This is a genomic window from Flavobacterium sp. (assembly GCF_041392085.1).
In the GTDB taxonomy this organism is placed as follows: Bacteria; Bacteroidota; Bacteroidia; order Flavobacteriales; family Flavobacteriaceae; genus Flavobacterium.
Genome location: NZ_JAWKMW010000013.1, coordinates 25,598 through 46,067, shown reverse-complemented (window position 1 = coordinate 46,067; position 20,470 = coordinate 25,598). Strand labels below are relative to the sequence as shown.

Sequence of the window (20,470 nt, the reverse complement as noted above, 5' to 3'; positions counted from 1 at the left end):
GCTCTATTAAAAACTGGTGGCAAGATACACATAAACCGGTAGGTACCGGTATGTTTGCGGTAACTATTTTTCTACTTTTGTTATTATATCAATAAAAAAATGATAGAAAAAAAACATTTTTCGCAAACAGACTCCCTTGAAAAAACAAAATCATTCGGATTATTGGCTAATGGCAATGAAGTATTTTGCTACACTTTAACCAATAAAAACGGAATGGAATTGGATGTGATGGATTATGGAGCTACTATTACTTCGTTGCGTGTTCCTATCTCAATTAACAAGAAAGTTGATGTTGTTTTAGGATTCGAAACCATTCAAGATTATATTGATTCATATAGCTTACCCAGTGCTCCTTATTTTGGATGTGTAATTGGTCGTGTTGCCGGAAGAATTAACAAAGCAAGGTTTAAGTTGAATGAAAAGGAAATTATATTAAGTAAAAATCACGGTCTGCATCAATTACACGGTGGCAAAGAAGGTTTTGGACAAAAAATATGGAAAATGAAAAAATACACTCATGGCGATTTCCCTTCCATCACTTTTGAATATGCCAGTCAGAACGGAGAGGAAAATTTTCCGGGTGTATTGGTGGTAGAAGTTACCTATATGCTGACAGAATCAAACCAAGTAATTGTGGAATACAACGCTTTCAGCACAGATAAAACCATCGTAAATCTTACACAACACAGCTATTTTAATTTAGACGGTCACCAACACAACATCAGTAATCAACAATTATTTGTAAACGCCACCAATCTATTGGAAACCGATGAAGAGAACATTCCGACGGGAACCTTTTTACCTGTTGCAGATAGTCCTTTTGATTTTTCAGAAGAAAAAAAGTGCCCTTTACAAATAGACAACACCTTTGTTTTAGACAAAAATAACAGTATTGCAGCTTCCTTATACAGTCAAAAAAATAAATTGAGAATGAATGTCTACACCAACCAACCTGCCGTACACATTTATGTGGGAGGTAATTGTTTTGGACAAATAAAAGGTAAAGAAGCTGTAAATTACCATCCCTTGAGTGGAATTTGTTTTGAAACGCAACACTTTCCCGATTCACCCAATCATCCTCATTTCCCTTCCATTATGTTGGAAAAAGGAGAACAATATTACCACCAAACCATTTTTGCTTTTGAAACAATTTAATATTACTATGAAAAAAATAATTCTACTTATTCCGCTTCTTTTCATCTTACTCAATTGTTCTGACAATGAGAATACCGGGGAAAATGAACCAATTATTCCGGAAGACAATTTTATAAGAGCCGCTGATTTATCGTTTTTACCTTTGATTGAAAGTGAAGGAACCATTTATTTTAACGCTACTAATCAGCCTGAAAATGCATTAACCACATTAAAAAATGCCGGCTGTAATACGGTTCGTATTCGTTTATGGAAAGACCCAATCGATAACCAATCCGGATTTGAACAAGTAAAGACATTTGCGGCACGTATTAAACAAGCAGGAATGAAAGTTTGGCTCACTGTACATTATTCTGATACTTGGGCAGATCCGGGGCAACAAACCACTCCCGAAGTATGGAATGGTCTTTCGTTTACTAATCTGAAAAATGAAATGGTAGCCTACACAGAGACTATTATGACCGAAATACAACCGGACATCATTCAAATAGGAAATGAAATTAACAGTGGTTTATTATGGCCACAAGGTCATTTAATCAACAATGAAAGTCAATGCCTTGCCCTACTCAACGCTGCGAGTGCTGCTATCCGCTCACACTCCGCTTCAACCAAAATTATGCTACACTATGCAGGAATAGGATCGGGTGCAACGTGGTTTTTCTCTAAAATGAATACGATTGATTATGATTACATTGGCTTATCCTACTACCCTATCTGGCATGGAAAAAACCTATCTGAATTGGAATCTATTATCAATTCCCTTAGCCAAACCCACAACAAAAAGGTAGTAATTGCCGAAACCTCTTATCCGTTTACATTGGGCTGGAATGATTGGACTAACAATATTGTGGGATTAGAAGAGCAAATCATTACCTCCTACCCGGCCACACCGGAAGGACAAAAAAATTATCTTCTTGCGATTAAGAGTATGCTTCAACAAACCGAAAGCGGTATTGGATTTGCTTATTGGGGAGGTGAATGGGTTGCCTTTAGAGGAGAACAATCAACCAATGGTTCCTCTTGGGAAAACCAAGCTCTGTGGGATTTTGAAAATAAAGCTTTACCAATAATAACTGTATTTAATCAATAAATAATTATGAGAAAAATAATCCTCTCAACCTTGATTGTAACACTTCTGTCTATCTGTAAAAACACCGCTCAGGAGTTTGCTAAAGGTGCCGATGTATCTTGGTTACCACAAATGGAAGCCACCGGCTATCAATTTTACGATACGGATGGAACCAAAAAAGATGCCTTACTTTTATTAAAAGAACGAGGAATGAATACGGTTCGGCTGAGGGTTTTTGTTAACCCATCAGATGACCCACAAAGTGGACATTGCAGTAAAGAGGAAACTGTTGCTTTTGCGGTAAGAGCTCAAAAAATGGGATTTCGTATTATGATTGATTTTCATTATAGCGATTCTTGGGCAGACCCTAGTAAACAAAACAAACCTGCCGCATGGAAAGACCTTCCTTTTCCTAAATTAGCCGATGCAGTTTACAACCATACATTTGAGGTGATGACCGCCCTTCAAAAAGCCAACGTAAAGACCGAATGGGTACAGGTAGGTAATGAAATTCCGGGCGGTATGCTTTGGCCGGATGGCAGCACCACTAACTGGAAACAATTAGGCATTTTATTAAACAATGGATATGCTGCTGTTAAAGCCGTAGATCAATCCATCAAAGTTATCGTTCATTTAGATGAAGGCGATAACATTGAAAAGTTCAGGACTTTTTTTGATAACGCAACAGCCCAAAAAGTGCAGTATGACGTGATTGGATTATCTTACTATCCGTTTTGGGTGAAAAAAGATTATACCGAAACCATTGCCAACTTAACATTCAACCTTAATGATTTAGTTAAACGTTACAACAAAGAGGTGATGATTGTAGAAGTAGGTGGTGAATATGATAAAATAGAAAATACCAAAGGCCTATTAGAAGCAACTATTCGAGCTGTAAAAAATGTGCCTAACAATAAAGGCTTGGGTGTTCTTTATTGGGAACCACAAGGCGAAAAAAGTTGGAGTGGTTATAGCCTAAGTGCATGGCTTTCTGATGGAAATCCTTCACCGGCATTGGATGCATTTAAAAACTAATATCAACATGAACAAACTATATTATTTTGTAGTGCTGCTTTGCAGTGTAAACCTTTTATCCGCTCAACAAAAAATAAATTTAGATGAGGGTTGGAAATTTCATTTTGGTCATTCCGCCAATCCTGATAAAGATTTTGATTATGGTAATAAACTATTGTTTCACAAATCAAATGTCTTTGAAACAACAGTTATTAGTCCAAAATTTATCGATACCACTTGGACTACACTCAATGTACCACATGATTGGGCGGTAGAGCTTCCCTTTGTAAAATCGTCTACCCATGAAATGGATACGCATGGCTATAAACCTATTGGCAGTATTTATCCTGAAACAAGTATAGGTTGGTATCGTAAACATTTTTTAGTGGATAAAAAAAATGAAGGTAAACACTTTGAAATTCAATTTGATGGAATATACAGAAATGCTGCTATCTGGTTGAATGGCTTTTATGTAGGCACTAATTTTAGTGGCTACGTTGGAAATACCTACAACATTACCGATTATATCAACTTTGATGGTGATAATGTACTGGTAGTACGTGTAGATGCCACCCAAAGTGAAGGATGGTTTTATGAAGGGGCGGGTATTTATCGGCATGTCTGGTTAAACGTTCGTAATAAGGTGCACATTCCAACAGATGGCCTATTTGTTCATTCCGAAATCAGCGATAGAAAAGCATCTATCACCATTGAAACCGAAATTGAAAACAAAAGTCTAAGTCCTTCCTCAGCCGTTGTTTTTTCCTATATTACGGACAGAAACGGCAAACCAATAGCTCAAACAACCGAGCAAAAAGTGTCTCTCGCAGTCAATGGAAAAACTACTGTAAAGCAACAAGTTAACCTAAACAACATTATGCGATGGTCATTGGAAAACCCTTATTTGTATAAAGTTATTTCCGTAATCAAACAAAATAACAAAGTAGTTGACCAAAGGAAAGTTAACTTTGGTTTACGAACAATTGATTTTGATGCTAAAAAAGGCTTTTTTCTTAATGGTAAACATGTAAAAATAAAGGGTACCAATAACCATCAAGACCATGCCGGAATTGGTAGTGCCTTACCCGATTTTATGCAATATTACCGTATTAAACTTTTAAAAGAAATGGGGTCAAATGCCTACAGGGCGAGTCATAATGCTCCAACCAAAGAGCTTTTGGAGGCCTGTGACAGTTTGGGGATGTTAGTTGTTGATGAACAACGTTTACTGAACAGTAGTGCGGAATATGTTGATCAATTTAAGCGATTGATTAAACGTGACCGTAACCATCCCTCCATCATCTTATGGTCTATTGGAAATGAAGAACAAAACATTCAAGGCAATGAATATGGCAAACGTATAGCTTTATCCCTATTAGCTATCCAAAAAGAATTAGACCCCACACGAACCAGCACCTATGCTGCAGATATGGCCAACGAGTACAAAGGCGTGAATGAAGTGATTCCCATTAGAGGATTCAATTACCGGGAATATGCAGTAGCTGACTATCATAAAGACCATCCTACTCAACCTTTGCTAGGAACTGAAATGGGTAGCACCGTAACCACCAGAGGTATTTATACAAAAGACGAAATAAGAGCTTATGTACCTGACCAAGACATTACACATCCTTGGTGGGCGAGTAAAGCAGAGACTTGGTGGAAACTAGCCGCTGAAAATGAATATTGGTTAGGGGGTTTTGTCTGGACCGGATTTGATTACAGAGGGGAGCCTACTCCTTATAAATGGCCCAATATCAGTTCACATTTTGGTATATTGGATGTTTGTGGTTTTCCAAAAAATATCTATTATTACTACAAAAGCTGGTGGACCAATGAGGCTATTTTACACATTTCCCCTCATTGGAATTGGCCTGATAAAATTGGTCAGTCCATTGATGTTTGGGTGAATACAAATGCTGATGAAGTAGAATTGATTTTAAATGGTAAAAGTTTAGGCAAAAAAGTAATGCCAAGAAACAGTCATTTAAAATGGAACGTCATTTACGAACCCGGAACATTAGAAGCTGTTGCTTATAAAAACGGTGAAAAACTTACTTCAAAAGTTGAAACAACCGGTGTGGCTACCGCAGTGATAGCTACAGCAAGCAAAACTAAACTTTTAGCAGATGGCCAAGATGGTGTAGTAGTAAACATTTCAATTGTTGATGAAAAAGGTCTTGAAGTACCCGATGCCAACAATATGGTTTATTTTACACTCTTGGGGGATGGACAAATTATTGGGGTTGGGAATGGTGATCCCAGTTCGCATGAACCCGATAAATGCAGAGCAGGTGCATGGCAACGAAGTGCCTTCAACGGAAAATGCCAAGTGATTCTGCAAGCGGGAAAAACAATAGGTGATTTAACGTTACAAATACGTTCGAATGGGTTGCGTTCGACTACCGTAATGCTTTCACAAATAAAATAGTTGTTCTATTACCCTATCCTTATGACTAAAAAAAAATTAATCGCTTCTACAACGGAACACTTTAAAACCATTTTCCAAAATGAACCGGAGGCTATCTTTCTCTCTCCGGGGAGAATCAATTTGATTGGTGAACACATAGACTATAACGATGGTTTTGTTTTACCGGCTGCCATCAATAAATATATTTGTTTTGCCGTTTCAATTACTTTTGATAACGAATTTACACTTGTTGCTCAAGATTTGAATGAAACGTATCGATTCGATTGGAGAGAAGCATTAAAACCCACAGACAAAATGTGGGTCAACTATCTGTTGGGTGTATTGCATCAACTGAAGGAGCGTAACTTTTCATTAAAAGGAATGCATATTGTGTTTAGCAGTACAATTCCAATGGGAGCCGGACTTTCCTCATCGGCTGCTTTAGAATGCGGATTTGGATATGTTTTAAACAAACAGTTTAATTTAGGCTTATCTCGACAAGAAATTGCTTTGATTGGTCAACAATCTGAACATACTTTTGTTGGCGTAAAATGTGGCATTATGGATCAATTTGCGAGTGTATTCGGCAAAAAAAATAAAGTCATCAAATTAGATTGCACGACCTTAGCACATGAGTACCACACTGCCGATTTAAAAAAATATTCCATACTTTTACTAGACAGTAATGTAAAACACACTCACCTAACTTCAGGCTATAATACGAGAAGAGAAGAAGTAGAAAAAGGCCTAAGTATTATCAAAAATCGATTTCCTTCAGTTACAACATTCCGAGCGTGTACTGAAGAGCAATTAAATGAACTAAAAAACTCATTGGGTGAAACCTTGTATAAACGCTGTCATTTTGTAGTGAATGAAATCAGACGCGTTAATGAGGCCGTATATGCTTTAGACCGAAAAAATATTGCAAAATTAGGGCAATTGATGTATGAAACCCACGATGGTTTGTCTAAAGAATACGAAGTCAGTTGTGAAGAAGTTGATTTTTTAGTTGATTTTTTTAGAACTGAAAAACAAGTTATTGGTTCTCGTATGATGGGAGGAGGTTTTGGAGGATGTTCTATCAACCTCGTTGAAAAAGGATGTGAAGAAACTCTTTTTAAAAAAATTTCACAAGCTTATTTTGAGAAATTCGGGATTCAACTGAATCGATACAAAGTAAAAGTTTCGAAAGGAACCTCAAAAATGAAAAAGAAAATAAATTAGGTATTCAAACCTATCCGGTTTACCAATAAAAGATAATAATTCGTCAATATTAATACGTTTCTTGAAAGAAAAACATGCAAGCATTCAACACCAACGAACACCCTCACCGCCGCTACAACCCACTTTTGGACGAGTGGATTTTGGTTTCACCGCACCGAACCAAACGTCCGTGGCAAGGGCAACAAGAAAACACCATTGTAAAAGCTCTTCCGGAGTACGATCCCGGTTGTTATTTATGTCCCGGAAATGAACGTTCCAATGGCACCAAAAATCCTGACTATGCTGATTGTTTTGTGTTTGAAAATGATTTTTCGGCTTTGTTAAATCAAGAAGTTGAACATAGTACGATGGGTACATCGTCTCTTTTTAAATTTAAACCCGAAAGAGGTATTAACAAAGTCGTTTGCTTTTCGCCAAAACATCATTTGACAATACCTGAAATGGAGACTACTGCTATTGAAAAAATTATTCATACTTGGATAGCACAATATATTGAATTGGGAAGCCATGATTTCATCAACCACGTTCAAATCTTTGAAAACAAAGGAGCAGTTATGGGTTGTAGTAATCCACATCCTCACGGACAAATCTGGGCTCAATCCTCCTTACCAACTCAAGTGGAAAAAACACAAAAAAACCTAAAAAAATACTATGACCAACATAACAAAAGCCTTTTAAAAGCTTATTTAGATGAAGAATTAAAAGTAAAAGAACGTGTGGTTTGTGAAAATGATCACTTTGCTGTGGTTGTACCATTTTGGGCCATTTGGCCTTATGAAACAATGATTATCAGTAAAAGACATTTCAGTACTATCATCGCTATGACCAAGGAAGAAATTGTATCGTTTGCCCAAATTTTAAAAACAATTACCGTCAAATATGATAATCTTTTTGAAACCTCTTTTCCTTACTCATCCGGAATTCACCAAGCACCAACGGATCGATTGGCTCATCCGGAGTGGCATTTCCATATGCATTTTTATCCTCCGTTATTACGAAGTGCAAGCGTGAAAAAGTTTATGGTGGGTTATGAAATGATGGGTGAAGCACAACGTGATTTAACGCCCGAAAGCAGTGCTAGAGTTTTGAGTGAAATGCCTACCTTGCATTATAAATTAAAATAATTACTTAATACATTACCTATGCATACAGGATTTGAAATTTTAGATTATATCGTTTTTTTTGGTTATGCTCTCTTAATTCTTGGGGTTGGACTATGGATGTCTCGCGATAAAAAAGGGCATCAAAAAAATGCCGAAGATTATTTTTTAGCCAGCAAATCACTTCCTTGGTGGGCAATTGGTACTTCGTTGATAGCGGCTAATATTTCTGCCGAACAATTTATTGGCATGTCGGGTTCGGGTTTTGCAGTAGGTTTGGCCATTTCTTCTTATGAATGGATGGCAGCCATCACACTAATTATTGTTGGAAAATATTTTCTACCCATTTTTATTGAGAAAGGAATTTATACCATACCTGAATTTGTAGAAAAACGATTTTCTACAAATTTAAAAACTATTTTAGCTGTTTTTTGGGTGGCCTTATATGTATTTGTCAATATTACCTCTGTGTTATATTTAGGAGCTTTAGCGATGAATACGGTTATGGGTGTCGATATGTTTTGGGCCATTGTAGGATTATCATTGTTTGCGGCTGCTTATTCTCTTTATGGCGGATTAGCCTCCATTGCGTGGACCGACTCCATACAAGTTGTTTTTCTTGTTTTTGGAGGATTAGCAACCACCTATTTGGCTTTGAATACTGTTTCCGGTGGAGAAGGAATGGTTGAAGGTTTAGGTATTATTTACGACAAAGCTCCTTCTAAATTTGCTATGATTTTAGATGAAGCGAACCCAGAATATTTGAATTTACCGGGTATTGGGGTATTAATTGGTGGACTTTGGGTGGCCAACTTATACTATTGGGGTTTTAACCAATATATTATTCAACGAGCTTTGGCCGCAAAATCCCTTAAAGAAGCTCAAAAAGGGATTTTATTAGCCGCTTTTTTAAAACTGTTAATCCCTTTTATCGTTGTTATTCCGGGAATTGCTGCTTATGTTATAGTAAATGATCCTGAAATATTGGCTCGTTTAGGTGCAGAAGGTTTAATCAACATTCCCAGTGAGGGAGCAGCCGACAAAGCTTATCCGTGGCTTATTCAGTTTTTACCTGCCGGCTTAAAAGGATTAGCGTTTGTGGCATTAACTGCTGCCATAGTCTCGTCATTAGCTTCGATGCTTAACTCGACCTCCACTATTTTTACTATGGATATCTATAAACAGTACATTAACAAAAATTCAGACGATAAAAACACCGTAAAAGTAGGTCGTTTGACCTCAGCCGTTGCATTACTTATTGGTGCTATTGTCGCTCCTCTATTGGGAGGAATTAACCAAGCTTTTCAATTCATTCAAGAATATACCGGTGTAGTAAGCCCGGGAATTTTAGCCATATTTGTATTGGGTCTATTCTGGAAAAAAACAACGAATAAAGCGGCTATTTGGGGAGCATTAGTTTCTATTCCTATCGCAATGTTTTTTAAAGTTGGACCAAAAGGATGGGCTACCGGCAGTTCAATTGAGAGCTTTTTCCCTACTATCCCTTTTTTAGATCAAATGGGCTACACTACATTAATTACTATGGCATTTATAGCCGTTATTAGTTTGTTTCAAGGTAAGGGTGCCGATGATAATAAAGGGTTTACATTGCAAAAAGAAACATTTAAAACCAGCTCAATATTCAACGTAAGTGCATTTGCGGTTTTGATTATCTTAGTATTTCTTTACGCTTTCTTCTGGAAATAAATAAAAAAACTTGCTATTTGGGGACAGCAAGTTTTTTTGTGGGGATGGTATTTGTTTTTTGGAAAATTAATCCGGAGTACCTACTACTCCAGTATTGTCAGTAAGTAACGGTAAACGAACCGCTACCCCTTTATCGTTTAACATAGTCATTTGGAATGTGTCTTTTTTAGCCAAAGCATACGAAATCAATCCATTGAACTTGTTATATGAAATATTCATTTCTTTTAAATTATCGAGTTTCTCTATTTCAAAAGGAACTTGACCTACAAAGTTATTTTCAAATAAACTTAAATTTTCAAGAGCTTTTAAATTCTCAATTTCATAACTCAACTTTCCCGAAAAGTTATTACTGTTTAACATTAACACTTTCAAGTTTTTTAAACTGTATAAAGAACTTGGTAATTCACCTTGTAAAGAGTTATTGAAAAGTGACAAATTTTCTAGTTGTGTTAATTGACCTATTTCTTGTGGTAATGAACCGGTTAAAGAGTTCATATATAACTCAACTACTTTTAATGAAGTGGCATTACCAATTGTAGCCGGTATTGCTCCTGTTAATTTGTTGAAAGAAATATTTAATGTTTGTAGATATTTTAACTCACCAATAGAAGCCGGAATGCTCCCTGAAAGCTTGTTCTTAAACAAATTCAAGGTTTCCAAATAATGCAACTGAGCAATTTCGGTTGGAATCTGACCTTCTAAATTATTGTTTAAAAGGGCTAAACCAACTACTTTATTATCTTTTACTTTTACACCATGCCACGAAGCAACATCTGCAGATAAATCCCATTTGATTTTCCATTGGTTGCCATTAGTTGCCTGATTTAGTTTAACAAGTGCATCTCGCTCAGATTTTGAAACTTCAGCATATCCGAAAAATGAAAAGCAAAGTGCAAAAAGTGTTAACGTAATATTTTTCATCTCTAATTAAATTTGGGGTTTGACTCCGTAAATATAGTTGTGTTTTTCGTTAAAATACAAATATTATCGATGAAATGCATTTTTTATAATTATTATAAAACTTTTTCTTACAATAATACTACTAAATTGTTTCAGTTTTAAGAAAAAGTCAATCTGTAAATTGTAGCATTAATAAGAACACAAATGTTAAATTTGTATATACGAATGTTAAATATATTTTAACCTCAAATCTATTATACTTCTGAAAAGGTACATTTGTATACCGTAAAAATAGTGTCTTCATCTTTTCTTAAAAATATGAAATTAAAAACGATTCTTATTTATTTCTTGTTAAGTGGCATAATTGCCTTAATCATCTATCGAATCTTACAAAATAATAGCCTGGAAGAAAAATCTAAACGAAAAGGTAGTGCTAGTAAAGAAGCAACTGTTGTCAATGGTATTGTTTTGAAACCGAAACAATTTGCCAACGAACTTACTCTTTCAGGAAGCATTGATGCCAGTGAGCAAATTGATATAAGAAGCGAAGTATCCGGTGTAGTGCAAGGAATTTATTTTGATGAAGGAAGTTTTATAACGAAAGGGAAACAACTCTTAAAGGTAAATGATATTGAATTACGTGCTCAACATTCACAGGCAAAAACAAGGCAATCATTAGCATCTGAAAATGAACGAAGAGCTAAACTGTTACTACAAAAAGAAGCCATCAGCCAAGAAGAGTATGATATTGCCTTAGCCGAATTTGAATCAGCTAAATCGCAAACCCAATTAATTCAAGCCCAAATTACAAAAACATCAATTGTAGCTCCTTTTTCAGGCAAAATCGGATTGCGTTCCATTTCGCCGGGGACCTATGTTACTCCAACCACTTTAATTGCTAAATTGGTGAATACAGCACAAGTAAAAATAACTTTTTCTATCCCTGAAAAATATGCTTCTTTAGTAAAAAACAATACAGTCATCACCTTTACAACAGCCGGAAGCAAAACAACTTTTACGGCAAGAGTTTATGCATTAGAACCAGCCATAGATCAATCAACCAGAACTTTACAAATCAGAGCTATTTCAGAGAACAAGGATGGAAAATTAATACCGGGTACTTTTGCTAATATTGTTTTGCCTTTGGAAGAATTAAACGATGCAATACTAATTCCAACTGAATCTATAATTCCCATTCAAAATGGAAAAAAAGTGTTTATCACCAAAAATGGTATGGCTAAAGAAGTGATTATTGAAACCGCTCAAAGAACAGAGAAAGAAATTTTAGTTACTTCTGGCTTAAAAGTTGGAGACACTTTGATTACTTCCGGAATCATGGCGATTAAAGATGGAGCACCGCTCTCGTTAAAACTAATAGAAAACTAAACGTATGAGTCTATCCACTTTAAGCATTAAACGACCGGTATTGACAATCGTGATGAATCTCATGATTGTTTTATTTGGTATAATTGGCTTTACGTATTTGGGTGTTCGCGAATTTCCTTCTATAGATCCGGCTCAAGTAACCGTACAGACAAGTTACTCGGGAGCAAATGCTGATATTATTGAGTCGCAAATTACAGAGCCTTTGGAAAAAGCCATTAACTCAATTGATGGTATTCGGAATATTTCTTCCACCAGTGCTCAAGGAAGCAGTGTAATATCAGTAGAATTTAATTTAGGGAAAAATCTGGAAGAAGCTGCAAATGACGTACGTGATAAAGTCTCTCAAGCGGTGCGAAATCTACCTAAAGATTTAACTTCACCACCGGTTGTTTCCAAAGCTGATGCCGACTCTGACCCTATATTAACGATGACCATGAAGAGTGACAACAAAAATGTGTTGGAACTTACTGATTATGCCGAAAATGTAATCTTGCAGAGGCTTCAAACCATTCCCGGTGTAAGTAGTGTTCGTATTTGGGGTGAACGAAAATATGCCATGCGGTTATGGATAGACCCTAGCAAATTAGCTGCTTATGGCTGTACAGCTTCTGATGTTTTGAATGCATTGAATCAGCAAAATGTTGAGCTCCCTTCGGGAAAATTAACCGGAGAAAACACTGAGTTAAGTGTTAAAACGGTTGGTAATCTTACAACTGAGGAAGATTTTAACAATATTATTATTAAATCAGATGGAGACAAACTAGTGCGTTTAGCAGACGTGGCAAAAGCCAGTTTGGAGGCCGAAAACCTGGAAACCAGACTAAGCGATTCCGGGCAAACTATGATAGGATTGGCCGTAACTCCTCAACCCGGCACAAACTATTTGGATATTTCTGAGGAGTTTTACAAACAATATGAACAGCTACAAAAAGATTTGCCTAAAGAGTTTGAATTGAATGTAGCGATTGATACCACTGTTTTTATCAAAAAAGCAATTCTTGAAGTGGCAGAGACATTACTCATTGCTTTACTTCTTGTAACCTTGGTTATCTATCTGTTTTTTAGAGATTGGGCTATTGCATTCCGACCATTAATAGATATACCTGTTTCTTTGATTGCTACTTTTTTTATCATGTACTTATGTGGGTTTTCCATCAATGTATTGACATTGTTAGCTATTGTATTGGCCACCGGTTTGGTAGTTGATGACGGAATAGTAGTCACTGAGAACATATTTAAAAAAGTGGAAGAAGGCATGACTCCCATCGAAGCCGCCATCAAAGGTTCAAACGAAATTTTCTTTGCTGTTATTTCAATTTCCATCACATTGGCTGCTGTTTTTCTTCCGATTATTTTTTTAGAAGGATTTGTCGGGCGTCTTTTCCGTGAGTTCGGTATTGTAATTGGAGCTGCTGTACTCATCTCTGCTTTTGTTTCCTTGAGTTTAACTCCCATGTTAAATGCTTACTTAATGAAAGGAGGAAAACAAAAACGTTCCAAATTTTACGAAATAACAGAGCCTTTTTATGAAAACTTAAACAAAGGTTATGCCCGTTCTTTAGAAAAATTTATGCAAAAAAAATGGTTAAGTTTTCCCATTTTACTAGCCTGTTTAGGATTGTCTGTTCTTTTTTATAATCTGCTTCAAAAAGAAACTGCCCCTTATGATGACAGAAGTATGATTTTAATGAATGTAACAGGTCCGGAAGGAGCAACCTATGATTACATGGATCGTTTTATGCAGGATTTATCAGAATTAATTACGGATACAATACCTGAAAAAAAAGTGAGCTTAGTGGTAACCTCGCCAGGATTTAGTGCAGGTTCTGTCAACAGAGGATTTGTTCGATTATCATTAGTGGACCCGACAGAAAGGGAACGTTCGCAAAAAGAGATAGCCCAAGAACTCAGCCGTCTATCAAAGCAGTACAATGATGCTAAGACTTCTGTTTCAGAACAACCCACAATTTCTGTTAATCGTAGAGGCGGTTTGCCAATTCAATTCATCATACAAGCAAAAAACTTTCAATTGTTGGAAAAAAAGATTCCCGAATTTATGGATGAAGCCTCAAAAGATCCTACTTTTTCAATAACTGATGTCAATTTGAAATTTAATAAACCTGAAATTTATATCACCATTAATCGAGAAAAAGCAGAATCCTTGGGGGTTTCTGTTCTTGATGTTGCTCAAACCATTCAACTTTCTTTAAGTGGTCAACGTTTTGGTTACTTTTTAATGAATGGAAAACAATACCAAGTACTTGGCCAATTTGATAAAAAAGACCGTGATCAACCCATGGATTTGGCTACTATTTTTGTTAGAAGCAACAACGGGCAACTTATTCAATTGGACAATTTGGTCACGCTTGAAGAAAGAAGTAGCCCACCACAATTATTTCACAATAACCGCTATATGTCGGCCACTGTTTCTGCAGGGTTAGCTCCGGGAAAAAGTATTGGAGATGGAATTGATGCGATGGAGCGAATAAAAGAAAAAGTTCTTGACGATACATTTACGACCGATTTGGGTGGTGAGTCGAGAGATTTTGCCGAAAGCAATTCAAATACCATGTTTGCATTCGGGTTAGCTTTATTATTAATTTTTCTCATCTTAGCCGGTCAATTCGAAAGTTTCGTCGATCCATTCATCATTATTTTGACCGTTCCGATGGCTGTTGCAGGAGCTTTATTTTCACTATGGCTATTTGGACAAACTTGGAATATTTTCAGTCAAATCGGAACCGTGATGTTAATTGGATTAGTAACTAAGAATGGGATTTTGATTGTGGAGTTTGCCAACCAGCTTCGGGAACAAGGAAAATCTAAATACGATGCTGTAATGGAGGCTTCCGAATCGCGATTGCGTCCCATTTTAATGACAAGTTTAACATTAGCCTTGGGAGCAATGCCAATTGCTGTATCGATTGGAGCTGCATCTCAAAGCAGAATGGGAATGGGAATTGTTATTGTTGGCGGAACCATATTCTCCTTAATTCTGACTTTGTTTGTTATTCCTGCTGTTTATTTAATGTGGGCTAGAGAAAAAAAACACCGACCTGAATTTGATAATGTAGACCAATACAACGAAGAAACTGTTTAATTAATTATGAAAAAACTATTTCTAATCTTTATACTATCCTGCATTGGAATTCCACTTTGGAGTCAACCACAACCAATCCTAACATTAGAAGAAACGGTTGCTTTAACATTGGAAAACAATTTTGACATTCGCATAGCGAAAAACGATTTAAAAATTGATGAGGAAAATGTTACGATTGGCAATGCGGGAATGCTGCCTCGCATCAATGGAACCGTAACAAATAATAACACTATATTAAATCAAACACAAACTCAAGCCAATGGTAATGAAATTGAAATTGATGGAGCTCGAAACATCAATATTAACTACGGTGTTGGGATAGAGTGGACTATTTTTGATGGTTTTAGAATGTTTGCCCGTCACAATCAACTAAAAGAGTTGCAAAATCATGGAGAGACGGAGCTAAAACTCTCGGTATTAAGTCTTGTGAGTGCTGCTTATCAAACGTATTATACATTGGCCTCTCAACAACAACAGCTCAAAATGATTGACAGTATCATTTCGGTATCTGAATTTAGATTAAAAACAGCAAAAAATCGCTTTACGATTGGTAAGGCTTCAAAATTAGAAGTACTCAATGCCGAAGTTGATTTAAATGCTGATCAATCAACAAAAATTCAAATGTTAGAGCAATACAGCGTTTCAAAAGTTTTACTCAACGAGCTTTTGGTTCGTCCGTTGGATACCGATTTTAAAGTTGATGAAGTGATTTTAATTGATAATTCCTTACTATTGCCGAATCTTATTTTGTCTGCTGAAAAGCAAAATCCGCAACTACAACTACAATACATTAACAAAAAAATACAAGAATATGAACTGAAACAGTTGAAAGCAAACCGATTCCCAAGTGTTAGCCTTTCCGGAGGATACAACTTAATTCGGTCGCAATCTCCTTTTGGTTTCGTAACAGAATCAACCGGTCGAAATTTTAATTATGGTTTTACAGCTTCTTTAAATTTATTTGATGGTTTAAATCAGAACAGAAACGAAAAAATAGCTAAAATCCAATTGGAAAACACACAATTACAAATAGAAAGACAGACACAACAAATTCAGTCGCAGATTACTTCTTTGTATCAATCCTATCTTTCTAATCTTTCTTTGCTAGAATTAGAAAAGAAAAATGAAGCCCTAGCGAAACAAAACATGGAAATTACTTTAGAAAAATTTAAAATTGGTTCTGTTGCACCAATTGAATTTAGAACTGCTCAAGAAAATTATGGCAATGCAGTCATTCGATTAACTACCGCTGAGTTACTCACTAAACAAAGTGAAATCAATTTAAAAGAATTAGCAGGAAGTTTAACTTTTTGACATTTTTCAAGATAATATTTTACCATTTTCTTAACAAGTTAACAAATAAAATTCTACTTTTGAAATACTAATCAATAACTTATCAAAAAATGGAAATGAATTTTTACGCAATTTTAGTTGCAGCACTGTCTACCCTATTGGTTGGATTTGTTTGGTATGGCCCTCTTTTTGGGAAAGCATGGATGGCTGAAAATGGTTTCTCTGAAGAGGAACTAAAACAAGGAAGCATGGTTAAAATTTTCGGATTAACATTTGTCTTTTCTATTTTTCTGGCCATGTTAATGCAAATTCTATGCATCCATCAATTTGGACCTTTGGGTATGATTGGTGGTCCTGATTTTATAGAAACGGCCAAACCATCTTATGCTGCTTTTATGGCAGATTATGGCGATTCGTTTAGAACCTTTAAACATGGTGCTCTACATGGATTTATGTCCGGACTGTTTTTAGCGTTACCTTTGGTTGGTATTAATGGTTTATTTGAGCGTAAATCGTGGAAATATATTTTTATTCATACCGGTTATTGGATAGTGGTAATGACCATCATGGGAGCTATCGTTTGCGGTTGGGTTTAATCTTTTATCAATTTATCTATTTCTAAAGCTAATTCAAAGTCTTTATCCGTTACGCCACCTGAGTCATATGTGGTCAATCGAATAAAGACTTTGTTGTATGAATTTGTCCAATCCGGATGATGATTTAATTTTTCTGCAATAAGGCCTACTTGGATAATGAAAGCTAAAGCTTCGGAAAAATTAGTAAACACATATGTTTTAGTAATTCCATCGTTGATAAAAGTCCAGTTTTTTAGTGTAGCTAATTTTGTTTGAGCCGTAATTGCAGTATAATTTTTCATTTTTTTTATTTATATAAAGTTAAAAAACTTTATTATTCTTTATCAAACTTTACCTTTACATTAATAAATTAACGAACACCTCCATTTGGAATATTCCTATTCGTTTAAAATAGTTCACTCAACTAATCATTTACCAAGCGATTGGGATGCATTAGCTACTTCAAATATCTTTTTATCGAAAGCATATTTAACGGTTTTGGAACTGTCTAAACCAACTAACATGAACTGCTTTTTTATCGCTATGTATAAAAAAGACAAACTCATTGGGATTGCTTTAGCCCAATTCTTGGATTTGAATAAATTGGAGTCTTTTGGTGAACGTGATAAGTGTATCAAAACTGTTGTACGGAATTTTATTTTCAAAAATTTTTGTTCTCACGTTTTGTTTGTTGGCAACAATATGTTAACGGGTCAAAATGCTTTTTCATTTTCCACTGAAATTGAAATTTCAACAGGTATTGCCTTATTACATCAAGCTGAATTAGAAATTAAATTAAGCTTAAAAAAACAAGGTAAAAAAGTTCATTTGACTTCTTATAAAGATTTTGATAAAAAAGAACTAGAAGTTTTTCCTGAAAAAGAATTTGACTCATTCTATCAATTTTCAACCCAGCCAAATATGGTGTTTACTGTTTCAAAAGATTGGCATTCTTTTGATGATTATATAGCCGCACTTTCAAAAAAATACCGTGATCAGTACAAACGATGCCGTAAAAAAGCGACTGGAATTGAAAAGCGAAAATTGAATTTTGAAGAAATTGTTGCTCTAGAACAAACTATTTATAACCTATACCATCATGTGGCTCAAAATGCTCCGTTTAATACTTTCTTTTTGACTAAAAATCATTTTGCTGTAATGAAATCAGAATTAAAGGAGAACTTTTTGTTTTATGGTTATTTTGAAAACAACAAACTCATCGGATTCAACACACTGATTAAAAACGGGAATCAAATGGATACTTATTTTTTAGGCTATGACGAAAAAGTTCAACGTGAAAAAATGTTGTATTTAAACATGTTGTATGACATGATTGCTTACTCCATTAACAAAGGGTTTAAGGAAGTTATATTTGCTCGTACCGCTTTAGAAATCAAAAGTTCTGTTGGTGCCAAACCGGAAGAAATGGTAGGTTATATAAAGCATTCTAATTCTTTAATCAATTCTAAAATGGATACTTTGTTTTGTTACTTAGAACCCGTAACAGAATGGCAAGAACGAAATCCGTTTAAGGACTAATTTTTCATTTTTTTCTCCAATTATTTAAAAGTCTGAAGTTATCTTGCTACTTTACAACAAAATAATATACAACCTGTATTATAGAGCTTCAATCTCTAATTGAACAGTTTCCCAATCTTCTAATAATTTATCTAATTCTTGCTTCTTCTTATTGTAGGCTACAAAAAAATTAGCATCTTCAATGTGTTTGTCATAATTGGAAGCCAGTGCTTTGTCGTCATTTTGAATATCAATTTCGAGTTGTTTAATCTGACTTTCAATTTTGCTCAAACGGTTTTGAAGCGATTTACTTTTCTTTTGATCTTCGTAAGAAACTGCTTTTGTTTCTTTAGTTACATTGGTAGGAACATTCACCTCTTTTTTCTCAATTTCACGCATGTTCATGGCATTGCGTTGCTCTAAGAAAAAATTAATATCTCCTAAATATTCACGAATTTTTTGGTCTTTAAATTCATAGACTACATTGGCCATTCCCTGTAAAAAATCACGGTCGTGCGACACCAATAACAATGTTCCTTCATATTTTTGAAGGGCCGCTTTTAAAACATTTTTGGACTTAATATCTAAGTGATTCGTAGGCTCATCCATCAGTAAAACGTTGATGGGCTGAAGTAATAATTTACACAAGGCCAGACGGTTTCTTTCGCCACCTGATAGTACTTTTACCTTCTTTTCTACATCATCGCCACGAAATAAAAACGAACCCAACATATCGCGTACTTTAGAGCGATTGGTATCGGTAGCGGCATTAATCATTGTGTCAAGAAGTGTTATTTCTCCATCAAGATATTCCGCTTGATTTTGGGCAAAATAACCAAGCTGTACATTATGTCCAAGTTTGATAGTACCATCGTATTTGAATTCGTTTACGATGGCTTTGATAAACGTAGATTTTCCTTGTCCATTTTGCCCTACGAAAGCGATTTTGCTTCCACGTTCCACTAATAATGAAATGTCTTTTAGAATGGTTTTGTCGCCGTAAGCTTTGGTTACATTTTCAGCTTCAATCACTACTCTTCCGGGTGTTTGCGAAACGGGAAATGAAATGTTCATGACGGAATTATCGTCTTCATCTACTTCAATTCGCTCTACTTTGTCAAGTTTTTTAATTAGCGATTGAGCCATAGAAGCTTTGGAAGCTTTGGCTCTAAATTTTTCGATTAATTTTTCTGTCTCTTCAATTTTCTTAGCTTGATTTTTTTGGGTAGCCAATTGTTTTTCGCGAATTTCTTCTCTCAATACTAAATATTGAGAATAGGGTTTGTTAAAATCGTACGCTTTTCCAAGAGAAATTTCAATAGTTCGATTGGTCACATTATCTAAAAACATTTTATCGTGCGAAACAATTACTACTACGCCCGGTAAATTGCGTAAAAAGCTTTCTAACCATATGATACTTTCAATATCGAGATGGTTGGTAGGCTCATCGAGTAGCAAAATATCATTAGACTGCAACAATAACTTAGCCAGTTCAATTCGCATTCGCCATCCACCGGAAAAAGTTTCGGTTGGGTTATTGAAATCTTCTCGTTTAAAACCTAAGCCTAATAGAATCTTTTCGGTGTCACCCACATAATTATATCCTCCTAAAACTTCATAATGGTGATTCACATCACTTAATTCGTCGATTAATTCGGAATACGATTGACTTTCGTAATCGGTTCTCGTTGCTAACTGATGGTTAATTTCATCAATGCGTTTTTCGGTACGTTTTATATCTTCAAAAGCTTGGTAAGCCTCTTCAAGAACGGTTCTACCTTGTTCAAAATCGATATCTTGACGAAGAAAACCCATTTTTATTTCCTTCTCTGTGGCAATACTTCCGGAATCCGGTTTGATATCGCCTGCCAGAATTTTGAGCATTGTTGATTTACCGGCACCATTTTTCCCCACCAGTCCAACTCTGTCACCCGAACCTAAACGGAAAGTGACTTCTTCAAATAAAAATGTTCCTCCAAAGGAAACCGATAAATTGTGAATATTTAGCATAATATTGTTACA

Annotated in this window: 15 protein-coding genes; 12 read left to right on the top strand and 3 right to left on the bottom strand. The window is 35.6% G+C overall.

The annotated features are described in order from the left end of the window. Positions 1-99: 99 nt before the first annotated feature. From R2782_RS11600 to R2782_RS11570, 7 genes are all read left to right on the top strand, one after another. Positions 100-1,155: an aldose epimerase family protein gene (locus tag R2782_RS11600; RefSeq protein ID WP_371268421.1), complete on the top strand. Its 1,056-nt coding sequence runs from the start codon at positions 100-102 to the stop codon at positions 1,153-1,155. A 7-nt stretch (positions 1,156-1,162) separates the two neighbouring features. Further along, positions 1,163-2,242, top strand: coding sequence for an arabinogalactan endo-beta-1,4-galactanase (locus tag R2782_RS11595; RefSeq protein WP_371268420.1), 1,080 nt, complete (start codon positions 1,163-1,165; stop codon positions 2,240-2,242). A 6-nt stretch (positions 2,243-2,248) separates the two neighbouring features. Further along, the gene (locus R2782_RS11590) at positions 2,249-3,256 is read left to right on the top strand and encodes an arabinogalactan endo-beta-1,4-galactanase (RefSeq protein WP_371268419.1); all 1,008 of its coding nucleotides are present in this window, start codon (positions 2,249-2,251) and stop codon (positions 3,254-3,256) included. Between the two features lie 7 nt (positions 3,257-3,263). Further along, a complete protein-coding gene (gene galA, locus R2782_RS11585) occupies positions 3,264-5,666 on the top strand; it encodes a beta-galactosidase GalA (RefSeq protein ID WP_371268418.1) in 2,403 nt (800 codons plus the stop codon). A gap of 21 nt (positions 5,667-5,687) precedes the next feature. Then, entirely contained in the window at positions 5,688-6,869 is a 1,182-nt protein-coding gene (gene galK / locus R2782_RS11580) for a galactokinase (protein WP_371268416.1), read from the top strand. A gap of 74 nt (positions 6,870-6,943) precedes the next feature. Beyond that, on the top strand, positions 6,944-7,993 hold the full coding sequence (locus R2782_RS11575) for a UDP-glucose--hexose-1-phosphate uridylyltransferase (protein WP_371268415.1): 1,050 nt from the start codon (positions 6,944-6,946) through the stop codon (positions 7,991-7,993). Between the two features lie 18 nt (positions 7,994-8,011). Further along, on the top strand, positions 8,012-9,676 hold the full coding sequence (locus R2782_RS11570) for a sodium/sugar symporter (protein ID WP_371268414.1): 1,665 nt from the start codon (positions 8,012-8,014) through the stop codon (positions 9,674-9,676). A gap of 66 nt (positions 9,677-9,742) precedes the next feature. Here R2782_RS11570 and R2782_RS11565 read toward each other — a convergent pair whose 3' ends face one another. Then, a complete protein-coding gene (locus tag R2782_RS11565) occupies positions 9,743-10,597 on the bottom strand; it encodes a Two component regulator three Y domain protein (protein WP_371268413.1) in 855 nt (284 codons plus the stop codon). Positions 10,598-10,894: 297 nt separating this feature from the next. Here R2782_RS11565 and R2782_RS11560 point away from each other — a divergent pair, with 297 nt between their 5' ends. The 4 genes from R2782_RS11560 to R2782_RS11545 all read left to right on the top strand — a co-directional run bounded on the left by R2782_RS11560 (position 10,895) and on the right by R2782_RS11545 (position 16,951). Continuing rightward, entirely contained in the window at positions 10,895-11,962 is a 1,068-nt protein-coding gene (locus tag R2782_RS11560; RefSeq protein WP_371268412.1) for an efflux RND transporter periplasmic adaptor subunit, read from the top strand. A gap of 4 nt (positions 11,963-11,966) precedes the next feature. Continuing rightward, positions 11,967-15,062 (top strand): efflux RND transporter permease subunit, encoded by a 3,096-nt coding sequence (locus tag R2782_RS11555; RefSeq protein ID WP_371268411.1) that lies wholly within the window; start codon positions 11,967-11,969, stop codon positions 15,060-15,062. 6 nt (positions 15,063-15,068) lie between these two features. Beyond that, the gene (locus R2782_RS11550) at positions 15,069-16,376 is read left to right on the top strand and encodes a TolC family protein (protein ID WP_371268410.1); all 1,308 of its coding nucleotides are present in this window, start codon (positions 15,069-15,071) and stop codon (positions 16,374-16,376) included. Positions 16,377-16,465: 89 nt separating this feature from the next. After that, complete coding sequence (locus R2782_RS11545) at positions 16,466-16,951, top strand: DUF1761 domain-containing protein (protein ID WP_371268409.1); 486 nt, start codon at positions 16,466-16,468, stop codon at positions 16,949-16,951. On the opposite strand, the gene R2782_RS11540 is transcribed toward R2782_RS11545, so the two are convergent. Next, a complete protein-coding gene (locus R2782_RS11540) occupies positions 16,948-17,232 on the bottom strand; it encodes a 4a-hydroxytetrahydrobiopterin dehydratase (protein WP_371268408.1) in 285 nt (94 codons plus the stop codon). The two genes, R2782_RS11545 and R2782_RS11540, sit on opposite strands and share 4 nt — an antisense overlap. An 85-nt stretch (positions 17,233-17,317) precedes the next feature. Here R2782_RS11540 and R2782_RS11535 point away from each other — a divergent pair, with 85 nt between their 5' ends. Then, positions 17,318-18,469 carry a peptidogalycan biosysnthesis protein gene (locus R2782_RS11535; RefSeq protein WP_371268407.1) on the top strand — a complete coding sequence of 384 codons (1,152 nt, stop codon included), beginning with the start codon at positions 17,318-17,320 and terminating at the stop codon, positions 18,467-18,469. 78 nt (positions 18,470-18,547) lie between these two features. Here the strand turns inward: R2782_RS11535 and R2782_RS11530 are convergent, their stop codons facing one another. After that, positions 18,548-20,458 carry an ABC-F family ATP-binding cassette domain-containing protein gene (locus R2782_RS11530; RefSeq protein ID WP_371268406.1) on the bottom strand — a complete coding sequence of 637 codons (1,911 nt, stop codon included), beginning with the start codon at positions 20,456-20,458 and terminating at the stop codon, positions 18,548-18,550. Between the last annotated feature and the right edge of the window lie 12 nt (positions 20,459-20,470).